This window comes from Rhodococcus sp. NPDC060090, assembly GCF_042729855.1.
GTDB lineage: Bacteria > Actinomycetota > Actinomycetes > Mycobacteriales > Mycobacteriaceae > Rhodococcus.
Genome location: NZ_JBHWXB010000013.1, coordinates 192,763 through 204,577 on the forward strand (window position 1 = coordinate 192,763; position 11,815 = coordinate 204,577).

Here is an 11,815-nt window from a genome sequence, read left to right on the forward strand (position 1 = left end):
CGCCACCGCCGAGTAGACGGCACCGCCGGTCTCTCATGAAAGCATGGCTGCTTCCCCTGATCATCGGGGGAGCAGCCGTGCTCGTAGGTGCGGCCTTTTCGTGGGTGCCGTCGTTCTGGTGGGACGAGGCCGCCACGATCTCTGCGGCCGATCGTTCCGTCGCGGCGCTGTTCGAGCTGCACACACTGCGAGACGCCGTGCACGGGTTGCACAACCTCCTCCTGCACTGGTGGTTCTCTCTCGTCGGCATCAGTGAGTTCACGGCCCGTATCCCGGGTGCGGTGGCGCTCGGCGTCGGTGCGGCCGCCGTCACCGCGACCGGGCAGATCCTTGCCGGGAGGCGAGTCGCGCTCGCGGCGGGAATTCTGTTCATGATCACCCCGCGGGTGACGTGGGCGGCGACCGAAGCGCGATCCTACGCCTTCGCGATCGCCGGCGTCGCAGTGCTCACTCTGCTGCTGGTGGCTGCGACGACGACGGGCAGGGCGCGATGGTGGGTGCCGTATGCACTGCTGGTGACGGTGTCGACGGTGATGTTCGTGTACTCCGCGACCGTGCTCCTCGCGCACGCGGTGACGGTCCTGGTGCACAAGCGCGACCGGGTGCGGTTCGTCGTCGCCGCAGTGGTGGGGCTCGCATCGGCGGGCCCGTTCGTGGTCCTCGCGGCGTCGCAGGTGCATCAGGTGTCGTGGATTCCGCCGCTCGACGTCACGGTGGTACGCACGATCCTCGTCGACCAGTGGTTCCCGCAGGCGCCGTGGGCGGCAGCGCTGTGCGGGGTGATCGTTGCTGTGGGGGCGGTCGTCGCGGTGCGGAGAGGCGTGACGCCGGGGGATCGGATGCTGCTCTGGGTGGCAGTCCCGGGGTTCACTGTGCCGATGGCGGTGCTGCTGGTGGGTTCGCTGGTGTCGCGGAATATGTACCTCGACCGGTACCTGTCGTTCACGGTGCCGGCGATGGCACTGCTGGTCGGCTGGGCACTGGCCCGGATCGCGACCCGTTGGTGGACGATGGTCGTCCTGTTCGTCGCGCTGATTGTGGCTGTGTCCCCGGCGTATGTTGCGCAGCGTCAACCATTCGGCAAAGCCGGTGGGATGGACTACAGCGCTGTGGCAGACCGGCTCATCGAGGTGTCGGAGGCCGGCGACTGCGTGGCGTTCGAACCGGACGTGTCGTGGGCGCCGACGTCACCGCGAGCGGTCATGGATGCGCGACCGGATGCGGTGGACGGTCTGGACGACGTCGGGCTCGGGCTCAGCGCGGTCGAGCGGACCAACCTGTGGTCGAGTGACGCATCGCCGACCGAACTGGCCGAACGCGCCTCCACACGATGCGAGGTGCTGTGGGTGATCGCCGACCGCGACCGCGATACAGCGTGGAGGTTGTGGCATCCGAACAACGTGTGGTGGCGGTTCGAGCCGTACCGGTTCACCGACACCGACACCTACCGCGAACTGGCCGCGGCGGACTTCGAGATCACCGGCCGCGAACCGATCCACCGATCGCAGCTGATCCGGTGGGAGCCGGCCCAGACGCTGGTACCGACTCAGACCCAGTAGGCGACGCGTGCGCGGTAGTTGCGCATCGCCAGCAGCGCGAGCCCCCAGCCGAGCACCGTGATCACCAGGACGATGACCCAGTGGTAGAGCTGCTGGTCGCCGCCGAGCAGCGGGGTGCGGACGATGTCGAGGAAGTGGTAGAGCGGGTTGATCTCGGCGATCTTGGCGCGGCCCTCGTTGCCCGTGCCGACGAGGGTCTGCTCGGTCCAGATGATCGGCGTCATGAAGAACAGCAACTGCACGATACTGCCGAGCAGTGGGGAGATGTCGCGGTAGCGGGTCGAGAGGATGCCGAACACCAGCGACACCCACACCGCGTTGATCGCGATCAACGCCAGTGCCGGAATCGCCGCGATGGCGGTCCATTTCAGCGGCTGCGGAAACACGATGAGGATGCCGACGTAGATGACGATGTTGTGGGCGAACAAGATCATCTGACGCCACACCAGGCGGTACACGTGCACACTCAGCGGCGTCGGCAGCTGTTTGATCAGGCCCTCGTTGGACATGAACACGTCCGCGCCCTCGAGGATGGAACCGCTGATCAGGTTCCAGATGATGAACCCGAGCGCGACGTACGGGAGGAACGTCGGGACGTCGAGGTTGAACAGCGTGCCGTAGAGGATGCCCATCGCGATCGCGGACACACCCGTCGCGATGGTGATCCAGAACGGGCCGAGCACCGAGCGCTTGTACCGCTGCTTGATGTCCTGCCACCCGAGGTGGAACCACAGCTCACGATGCGAGAAACCATCGCGGAGATCCTCGAATGCACGCTTGAACGTGCGGGAGGACGATTCGATCGGCTCGTCATCGACGGTGAGGGCATCAGACACGGGTCCCGAGCCTACCCGCGGCGAAATCGTGCCTGATTCGGTGTGGTCGCGGAGACGGTTCACAGGCCCCAGGTGTGATGGCCCAGTGCCCGACGCTGGTAGTGGTAGGTGTTGACGCGTGAGGCGATGAAGAACGCGAATCCGAAGGCGACCATCCGGTCGATACTGCCCGGCAGGTCGAGTAGCACGCTGATGATGCCGATGGAGATGCTGAGTGCAACGAGAACGATCGCCTTCTTCCACAGCCGCAGATACAGCAGGTAGAAGACGCCGAACAATGCACCGATCCAGTTGAAGTTGAGCTTGATGCGTTGCCCGAACGACAGTGCCCGGAAGGCGGCCGTGTAGTCGGGGGAGGTCTTCACCATCCCCGGCAGGCCGTGCTTGTCGAAGAATTCGAACCGGAAGCGCCACGTGTCGCTCAGGCCGTCGTACTTCTCGGTGCTGGGCGTGCTGATATTCGTCATGGATCCGTTCAGGAAACGTGCAAATGTGTGTCCTGAGTCGACGCCTTGCGGCGTCGACGTTGGCCCTCACCCGGGGGTGTGGGTCTTCCCGGGGCAGTACCCGTCGCCCGCGTAGTGCAGGTCTTACGTGGGTTTCCGTCGGGCTCGTTTTCCGTCGCCCCGCAACTCGGGGAGGACGCCTCTGCAAGTGCGGCGAGGTTGCGCGCCGCGTTGAGGTCACGATCGAGGCGTTGTCCGCATCCATCGCAGGTGAAGATGCGTTCGGACAGGCGCAGTTTGGTTTTCACCACGCCACACGCCGAGCACGTTTTGGAGCTGGGATACCAGCGGTCCGCGACCACGATGTCGGTCACGTGCCAGTCGGCCTTGTATGTGAGCTGTCGTCGTAGCTCGGCCATGCCGACTCCGGCGATGTGCCGGGCCAACCGCCGGTTGCGGACCATCCCGGCCACGTTCAGGTCCTCGACCACGATGGTGGTGTGGCTGCGGACGAGGCGGGCCGAGAGCTTGTGCAGCCCGTCGGCCCGCGCGTTCGCCACGTACGTGTGCAGACGAGCTATCCGGGCCTGGGTCTGTCGCCACCGGTTCGACGGCTGCTGCCGGGCCCGCCGGTCCGGTCCTGTGCGCCGTGCGGCCTGGCGGCCGAGTCTGTGTAGTTCCTTCTGCGCCTGCTCGAGGTGACGCGGGTTCGGAACCACCTCCCCGGTCGAGAGGACCGCAAGCGACGCGACGCCCAGGTCCACACCCACCACCGACGGCGGTCCTGCCGGGTTCGGGGCGGTGCGTTCGACCTCGACGGAGAACGAGACGAACCAGCGACCCCCCTTGAACGACACTGTCGCCGAACGGATCCGAGCCGTCCCGGCCTCGATCCGGCGGGTGAGCTTCCGCGTCGACTCGTGGGTGCGGACCAGGCCGATCCGTGGAAGCTTCACATGTCGCCGATCAGCGTCGGCGAGACCGAACGCGCCGGTGGTGAACCGGCATGACGACATGCCACGCTTGCCCCGGAACCGCGGGAACCGGACCGCCGCGCCTTTTCGGCGTCCCGACCGGGAATCCGCCCAGTTCGACAGGGCCGTCGCCAGGTTCGCCAGACCCGAGGAGTAGGCCTCCTTCGAGTTCTCCGCCCACCACGGCGCGGCACCATCTTTGGCTTGGTTCCAGTCCTTGCGAAGGTTGTAGGCGGACCAGCTCACGCTCGGTGTCAGATCCGGGTCGGCGATGCCGTAGGAACGCTCCGCGTCGCGCTGGTCGAGGTTCGCCTTCACCCGCGCCAGGCCCCAGTTGAACGCGAAACGCTGCGCACCGCAATGCGACCGGAGCTGTTGCTCCTGCCCGATGGTGGGATCGAGCGCGAATCGGTAGGCCTGGATCACCGACCTCATCCGGTCGCCTCACCCGCAGCGGCCCGGATGCCCGCCTCGGCGCGGCGCCGCGCGGAGCGGGGGCCGTACAGCCGAGCGCACATCGACGTCAACACCTCGACCATGTCCGCGACCAGATCATCGTTGATCTCGGCGTCGTCGAGGACCACGATGCGGCGGCCGGATGCCGACAGCGCAGCCTCGAGATGCTCGACACCGAGCCGGGCCAACCTGTCACGGTGCTCAACCACGATCGTCGTCACCGACGGATCCGCCAGCAGCTTCCGCAGTTTCGGGCGATGAGCGTTGAGCCCGGAACCAACCTCGGTCACCGTCGCCGAGAGCACGATCCCGCGCTCACCGCACCGCTCGGCCACCCGACCCGCCTGCCGTTCCAGATCCGCCCGCTGATCCGACGACGACACCCTGCAATACGCCACCGCCACACCATCCGTCGCAGCGACAGGAGGGTCGACCAGGATCGTCCCGGTCGGAAGCTGACGAGCAGACACAGGCAACGTTCCAGCATGAAACCAGTTCAACGCGGTCCGGTACGAAACCCCCTGACCAGCAGCCCACTCCTTCAACCTCACATACACAAAACTACATCAAATAACGCAAACTTACTCGATATGGCGAACAGTTGACACCCCCCAGGATCTCGACCGTTCCCCCTGAACGGTCCGCTGCATTATGCACGTGACGGGTGGAGCGGGTGTTGTGCGGGTGCGTCGGCGGTTTCTCTGAGCAGCTGCGCCAGTACGCGGAGGCCGCGCTCGGCGTCCTCGGCGTCGGCGTGGCTGAAGTTCAGCCGCATGGTGCCGAGCTCTGGGTTGTCGGGGAAGAACTCCTCGCCCGGCATGAACGCGACACCACGGTCGATTGCGGTGGCGAGAAGCGCGCGGGTGTCGACCGGGCGGGTGAGGTGGAGCCAGAAGAACAAGCCCCCGGCGGGAGTCTCCCACTCGGCGAGCCCACCGAGATGACGGCGTAACGCGGCGTCGAAGGCGTCGCGACGCTTTCGGTAGAACGAGGCAAGCCCGTCGAGGCGGCTCGACCAGCTCGGGTCGGTGAGGGCGCTGCGCACGAGCTGTTGCGACAGGGTGGAGCTGTGCAGGTCGACGGCCTGCTTGAGCATCACCAGTCGAGAGAACAGGTCCTCGGACGCCGCGAGGAACCCGAGGCGCAGCCCCGGCGCGAATGTCTTGGAGAACGAGCCCTGGTAGACCCAGGATCCGCCTCTCATGCGTGCGGTGACGGGCGCGCGGTCGCACGGTCCGTACGCGAGTTCGCGGTACGGGTCGTCTTCGAACAGCGTCGTACCGCTGTCGAGGCAGGCGCGGGCGAGGGTGTCGCGTTCGTGGTCCGTCGCGCAACGTCCGGTGGGGTTGGCGAAGGTGGGCACGACGTAGGCGAGTGGCGCCGCCGGCGCGGCGCTCCAGCTCAGGTCGGTGAAGTCGGCGCCGTACAGGCGGAACACCTGCAGTGCCGCGAGGTAGGTGGGTGATTCGACGGCGACGGGTGTGCCGGGGTCGACGAAGAGTTTCGCGACGAGGTCGATGCCCTGCTGACTGCCGGACAAGATCATCACGCGCTCGGTCGGTGCGTCGATGCCGAGCGCACGTAGTTGCTCGGACACGACGGCTCGCAGTTCGGGATCGCCTTCGCTCGGCCCGTACTGCAGGGAGGTAGGTGCGGCCGAGAGGGTCAGGGGCGGAAGCATTTCCGGCGCGGGGAGACCGCCCGCGAACGACACCATGCCGGGCCGGTCGATGACGGAGAGGATCTCGCGGATCGGTGACGGTCGAAGTGTGGCGATGCGCTGGGAGAACATGAGCGATTCCCGTCATATAGGTCAACTATGTTGACGTACTGTATGGCATGAGTGAGAATAAGGTCAATATGTTTGACCCAAATCGTGAGATGGAGCTGCGAGAGGCCATCGAAGGCTTCTTCTTCGGATATCGCGCCTTCACAGCGCTACCCGATCGGCTACTCGCCGAACGCGGACTCGGCCGGACACACCACCGCATCCTCCATTTCGTCCGCCGCGACGAAGGACTGTCCATCGGCGCACTTCTCGACGTCCTCGGCATCACCAAGCAGGCGTTGCACCGGCCCATCAAAGACCTCGAGTCGCAGGGGCTGATCACCATCGCACCCGACGCAACCGATCGGCGAGTTCGCCGGCTCACCATCACCGACGACGGGCGGACGCTCGAAGCCGAACTGACCGCCGCTCAGATGCGCCTCCTCGACGACACGTTTCGTCAGGCAGGCGACGGGGCGGAAGCGTCGTGGCGGGCCGTCATGGAGCTGCTGCGCGCGCATCCGCTCGGGCCTCACACCTGAGCGATCCGACATTCACGACAACAACTGCACACACCCACGTAGCGGGGGATAGTAAGACTTCGACCAGCGGTGGAGGCGAGCTTTGCAGGCAAGGAGTACCAGTTGACCGACGCAGAACCACCGCAGCCGCGAATCGAACGCAGTCAGTTCGGAGTACCCGAACGACGCAGAGAACCCGACATCGAGGACAGGCCCCCGATCTCCAGCACGGAGTTGAGCAAAGGGCCGACCGAGCTCGCCGAGCACAGGGAGCCCCGCGTCAACTGGCGGGTCTTCCTCATCGCAGCCACAGTCGTTCTGGCGTTCTCGATCTGGGCCATGACGATGCCCGACCAGGCCGAAGCAGCCATGCATACGGTCGTCACCTGGATCGCCACCAACCTCGGCTGGTTCTACGTCGTCACCGTCACGCTGGTCATCCTCTTCGTGCTCTGGGTTGCGTTCTCGAAGGAAGGCAGCGTGAGGCTCGGGCCTGATCACTCGCGCCCCCAGTACAACCTGTTCACCTGGGTCGCAATGCTCTTCGCCGCCGGCGTGGGCATCGACATGCTCTTCTACTCGGTCACCGGCCCGATCACCCAGTTCATCACCCCGCCCTCGGCCACCCCGGAGTCGACGGAAGCGATTCAGGACGCCGTGGTCTGGACGATGTTCCACTACGGCATCGCCGGCTGGGCCATGTATTCGCTCCTCGGCATGGCCATGGGCTACTTCGCCTACCGCTGGGGTATGCCGTTGTCCATCCGCGCCGCGCTGTACCCGCTGCTGGGCAAGCGGGTCCGCGGAGTGACCGGCGACGTCATCGATATCTTCGCCCTCGTCGGTACCGTCTTCGGGGTTGCGACCTCGATGGGGATCGGTGTCGTCCTGCTCAACGTGGGGTTCGCGACCCTGTTCGGCCTACCGGAAGGCCTTGCACTGCAGATCGCGCTGGTGCTGGTCGCGGTGCTCATGACCGTCGCCGCATGCACCTCGGGTGTGGACAAGGGCATCCGCCTGATCTCCGAGCTCAACCTGTGGTCGGCGGGCGCGATGATGCTGTACATCCTCGTTACCGGCAAGACCGCGTTCCTGCTCAACGCCATGGTCGAGAACATCGGTCGCTTCGTGTTCACCCTCCCCGAACGGACCCTCCAGACATTCGCCTACGAGAGCGACGGCTCCGCGTGGATGGCGAGCTGGACCCTGTTCTTCTGGGCATTCTGGCTCGCGTGGGGACCGTTCGTCGGACTGTTCCTTGCCCGGATCTCCCGTGGCCGCACCCTGCGTGAATTCGTCATTGCCGCCATTACCGCGCCGGTGCTCTGCGACTTCTTCATCGTGTCGATCTTCGGCAACAGCGCCATGAGCGAGGTTCTCGGCGGCAACGACGAATTCGCGGAGCTCGCAGTCGAGAGTCCGGAACACGGCTGGTACGCCCTGCTGGAAATGTTCCCGGGAGCGACGTTCCTGATCGGTCTGGCCACGCTGTCCGGTCTGTTGTTCTACCTCACCAGCGCCAACTCCGGTGCCATGGTGATGTCGAACTTCTCCTCGTCGATTCCCGACCCTGCTGTCGACGGCGCGAAGTGGCTGCGGATCTTCTGGGCCCTGGTCACTGCGATCCTCACGATCGCCATGCTCATCGCAGGCGGCGTGACGACGATGGAGTACGCGACCCTGATCTTCGCCCTACCGGTGACGATCATCGCCTACCTCGTCATGGCGTCCTTCTCGAAGGTGCTGAGAATGGAACGGGCCGAACGCGAAGGCCACATGTTGCGCCGCAGGTCGATGGCCGTGCACGGTGGACAGACACCGGAGAAGACCTGGCGGCAGCGACTGGGCAGCCTGCGGTCGTACCCGTCGAACAAGGCGGTGGCCCAGTTCTCGACCCGCGTGATCGAGCCGGCTCTGCATGAGGTCGCCGACGAGTTCGGCAAACTCGGATACGAAGCCGACCTCACCACCACACCGAACGCGGACACCGGGATCGACGCCCACACACTCGTCGTCAACATGGACGAACATCGCGATTTCCACTACCAGGTGGCCGGGGTCGAGGCGCCCGTACCCACATTCGGCGGGCGCAGCATGGCCAGGCAGATCGACGTCTACTACCGGCTCGAGGTGTTCACCCAGACCGGTTCGGAGGGCTACGACCTGATGGGCCTGACCAAACAGCAGGTCATCAACGACGTCCTCGACCGCTACGAGGCCCACCTCGGTTTCCTCAGCTATTCGGCCGAGCGTGACTACGCGTCGAAGCTGACCCCGCCGACGCCGCCCGCTCTCGAAGAGACACCATCGATCCCGGTCACCGCCGACGACGTCGAGCGCATCGACGACGACAAACCGGACCGATAACAGCGGTCGTGGGTTCCCGTCCGGTGGATGTCGGGCGGGTGGTCTATACAGTTCTGTTGGTCTCCTTCGTGTCCGTACCTTCACTGTCGTCGCTGGCGACGAAGATTACTTCGAATAGCAAGGAAATCAATGGCACTGAACCCGTCAGCATCGGAAGCGAACTTCCTGAGACTGCAGCAGAACGAGGACTGGTACGAAGCGTCACTCGATTGGATTGCGGCCTATCTCGGGATGGCATTCGAGAATCCAGCGGCCGAGGAAGTCAGCCGATGGACGTTGAGTTGTCTGCCCGCGACCAACGGAAGCGCCCGCCTCTTCACGCTCAATATCGGCCCGATGGAGGTTCTCCACCTCGAGCGGCCCACACTATGGGCCGACGATACGCGGACGTGGCGTCTGTCGATATACGTGTCGCGATCGGCGTTCGAGCAAGAGATGGGGCGACCGATCGCCTCGCTCGCAGAGGAGTTTCCAGGATGGCGGTTCGTGCCGAGCGCACTCGCTTCCGGTGACGGTGACGCCGTCGTCATCGTTGTCGACCTTCTCGACGACACCGCGACCGCTCGTTTCGATCGGGTCCCCGAAAGCACCGTTCCGGTGAAGAGGCTGGCCGACGATCTCTCGGCCAAAGGCAAGGGACCGTACGAGCAGTACCACAACAAGTGGTTCGCGGCCGCTGCGCTGGAGTGGATCGAGCGGAATGCTGCTGCGGAAGGTGTCGGATAGTTGCTGCTGGGTGTCCGGTGGATGAGCTTCGGTAGGCGCCGAGCCGGTTCCGTCGTGGTAACTCACTCGAGAATCGGGCGCCCTGCGGGCGGCTGTGCCTGACCGTACGGAGACCCTACGGGTCCCTGAGCTTGCCTTCGGCCCCTTCCCCAACGCTGCCCGGCCGCCATACCCCGATAGACCTTCTCGGCCAGCACTTCTGGCCCCACGTCGGAGGTGACGTGTGGCTTGTGCTGGACCCGGTCGGTTGTGTCGACCCGCGCGATCGGGTGCTCCACCGCCAGCTGCGGAGACGAAGGATACTGGCGCCCAGTCGGTTTCGTGCCCGGGAATGGAACCCTGGCACGCAGCGTCGATGCGCTGACGTCGGACCTGAGGAGATGAGCGACGAATGCCGGGCGTGCCGCGGTTACCGAAACGGCCCTTGCACACGCCGGAGCAGGAGAAACGCCTCTGGCCCCTCGATCAGCACTGCCGTGGTGGCAGGATCGAGGGGTCGGAAGTTCAGGACGCCGGTGAAGAACCTGGCGGGCAGGTGCGATGTCGGCCGGCGCCGAAGAATGCGCTCGCGGCTCGTTGCTGATTTACGCCTCTGATGGGCGTGTGGATAGAATCCACCGTACGGTGCATGACAGGTTCCTTCTGTCGTGTGCCCAGACCCCGGTTCGGTGTTCCAGCACCTGCCGGGGTCGACCTGTATTCAGGCCGGTGGAGGGATGATCCCACGTGCGGCGATGGCCGTCAACCCGAACGTGCTTTCGCCCCACCGATGGAAGAAACTGCCTGCACTGCTCGCGGTGGGATCTCGCGTTTCGAGGTCAATTCTGCGTATTCGTCCGGACATGACGGTCGTCGTCACTGCTGGCGCGGACCGTGGCAGTCCCCGGGAGGAGGATAATGCGCATCGCGAGGTCGCCGGGCAGGTGATCTCGCTCGATCTCGAGTTTCCTGATGGTGCGATCGAGCGCGCGATCGATGAGGACGCGCGGTGCTCGGAGCACCACGCCTAGCGTCCGGGTTTGGTTGGTCCCGAGGAGGACCAATGTCAGCGGGACGAGAATCGCGATGAGCGCGACGAGCATGCGTGTGGTGGTGACCAGCGGGGTATCCGACCAGAGAACCTCTACGGCAGAGACTCCAGCGATCAGATAAATGAGGACACCTACGCTCGCCTGGAGTGCGAAGTTGGTGAACTGGCGGGTATCCCACAAGAGTCGTGCAGTGAAGGCGACGTATACGGCTCCGACTGTGCTTGCCAAGGCGGCAATGCTGATTCCCGCAGCAGCCTGGAGGAGATGTACATCTACGTCCGAAATCCACGCATGCAGCGCTACTCCGAGACTCATGGGCACTGCAGTCAGCAGCACGATCACAGAAAGGTTCTGCAAGACATGGGTGCGGACTTTGCGTTTCTTCAGGGCAGCGCTCGAGCTTCGATCGTTGGCGTTCGTAGAGAGCCGTTCGATCTTGCTGCTGATCTCCGCCTTCCGCACCTGAAGCTGAAGAGCATTTTTCGGGTCGACAGCGAAGGTTCCGTCGATTGCGACGCCGATGATTACGACGGCCGCCAGGCAGGTCAGCAGTGTGCCGGTACCCATGTTGTCCGGGTAGCTATGGAGCACCGTTGCGGGCAAGGTACATGCGGCGATGAGCCCCAAAATACCGTTAGCGGTGTTGGCAGAACGCCTTCGCGCGAACCATTTCCAACTTTCCGCATCCGCGAGACTTGGCAGCCATGCAGTGACGTTAGTGGCAACAATGAGTGTCGCGATCACGGCAAGCAGAGTAAGTGCGTCACCCCAGGCGAGTGCGAGGACGAAGGCCGGCGCGGAGTTGTCCGCGCTCGTAAAACGGAACCATTGGAACATACCCCAAAGAACCACGTATGTGCAGCACGTCGTCAAGATCACCCAGGCGACTCTCTTCGCGAACTCTCGTTCGTGCTCGACGATCCGGTGGCCCACCTGAGTCTCCGGCAACTCGGGCCCCTGTGCTGGTCCGTACATGTTTCCCCCTTTGATGTAGGTATTGTAAATCGATCTGTCCACAGCGGAGATTGCCCTCTAGCCTCGATCTTTCGTGCGGGTGACGCGCCGGCCTGAGCAGTTCGGACTGGGTGTGGAAACCGCGGATCCGGTGTGCGGCCACGATCGACTACCCGA

At 64.6% G+C, this 11,815-nt stretch carries 10 protein-coding genes; 4 read left to right on the top strand and 6 right to left on the bottom strand.

Annotation, left to right across the window (positions count from 1 at the left end):
• Nucleotides 1–35 precede the first annotated feature (35 nt).
• Nucleotides 36–1,559, top strand: coding sequence for a mannosyltransferase (locus ACFWCF_RS19015; RefSeq protein WP_378564500.1), 1,524 nt, complete (start codon nucleotides 36–38; stop codon nucleotides 1,557–1,559).
• On the opposite strand, the gene ACFWCF_RS19020 is transcribed toward ACFWCF_RS19015, so the two are convergent.
• From ACFWCF_RS19020 to ACFWCF_RS19040, 5 genes are all read right to left on the bottom strand, one after another.
• Entirely contained in the window at nucleotides 1,547–2,395 is an 849-nt protein-coding gene (locus ACFWCF_RS19020; protein WP_378489405.1) for an ABC transporter permease, read from the bottom strand. The genes ACFWCF_RS19015 and ACFWCF_RS19020 overlap by 13 nt on opposite strands.
• A gap of 59 nt (nucleotides 2,396–2,454) precedes the next feature.
• Complete coding sequence (locus ACFWCF_RS19025; protein ID WP_378489406.1) at nucleotides 2,455–2,862, bottom strand: DUF2628 domain-containing protein; 408 nt, start codon at nucleotides 2,860–2,862, stop codon at nucleotides 2,455–2,457.
• An 8-nt stretch (nucleotides 2,863–2,870) separates the two neighbouring features.
• Nucleotides 2,871–4,250: an IS607 family element RNA-guided endonuclease TnpB gene (tnpB, locus tag ACFWCF_RS19030; RefSeq protein ID WP_378564503.1), complete on the bottom strand. Its 1,380-nt coding sequence runs from the start codon at nucleotides 4,248–4,250 to the stop codon at nucleotides 2,871–2,873.
• Nucleotides 4,247–4,822: an IS607 family transposase gene (locus tag ACFWCF_RS19035; protein ID WP_378564506.1), complete on the bottom strand. Its 576-nt coding sequence runs from the start codon at nucleotides 4,820–4,822 to the stop codon at nucleotides 4,247–4,249. The genes tnpB and ACFWCF_RS19035 overlap by 4 nt, the downstream gene beginning before the upstream one ends.
• A 98-nt stretch (nucleotides 4,823–4,920) precedes the next feature.
• Nucleotides 4,921–6,063, bottom strand: coding sequence for a PLP-dependent aminotransferase family protein (locus ACFWCF_RS19040; RefSeq protein ID WP_378564509.1), 1,143 nt, complete (start codon nucleotides 6,061–6,063; stop codon nucleotides 4,921–4,923).
• 89 nt (nucleotides 6,064–6,152) lie between these two features.
• Here ACFWCF_RS19040 and ACFWCF_RS19045 point away from each other — a divergent pair, with 89 nt between their 5' ends.
• The 3 genes from ACFWCF_RS19045 to ACFWCF_RS19055 all read left to right on the top strand — a co-directional run bounded on the left by ACFWCF_RS19045 (nucleotide 6,153) and on the right by ACFWCF_RS19055 (nucleotide 9,653).
• Nucleotides 6,153–6,581 (top strand): MarR family winged helix-turn-helix transcriptional regulator, encoded by a 429-nt coding sequence (locus ACFWCF_RS19045; protein WP_378489408.1) that lies wholly within the window; start codon nucleotides 6,153–6,155, stop codon nucleotides 6,579–6,581.
• Between the two features lie 102 nt (nucleotides 6,582–6,683).
• Complete coding sequence (gene betT, locus ACFWCF_RS19050; RefSeq protein WP_378489409.1) at nucleotides 6,684–8,927, top strand: choline BCCT transporter BetT; 2,244 nt, start codon at nucleotides 6,684–6,686, stop codon at nucleotides 8,925–8,927.
• 129 nt (nucleotides 8,928–9,056) lie between these two features.
• The gene (locus tag ACFWCF_RS19055; RefSeq protein ID WP_378564513.1) at nucleotides 9,057–9,653 is read left to right on the top strand and encodes a hypothetical protein; all 597 of its coding nucleotides are present in this window, start codon (nucleotides 9,057–9,059) and stop codon (nucleotides 9,651–9,653) included.
• An 818-nt stretch (nucleotides 9,654–10,471) separates the two neighbouring features.
• Here ACFWCF_RS19055 and ACFWCF_RS19060 read toward each other — a convergent pair.
• Nucleotides 10,472–11,659: a hypothetical protein gene (locus tag ACFWCF_RS19060; RefSeq protein WP_378564516.1), complete on the bottom strand. Its 1,188-nt coding sequence runs from the start codon at nucleotides 11,657–11,659 to the stop codon at nucleotides 10,472–10,474.
• Between the last annotated feature and the right edge of the window lie 156 nt (nucleotides 11,660–11,815).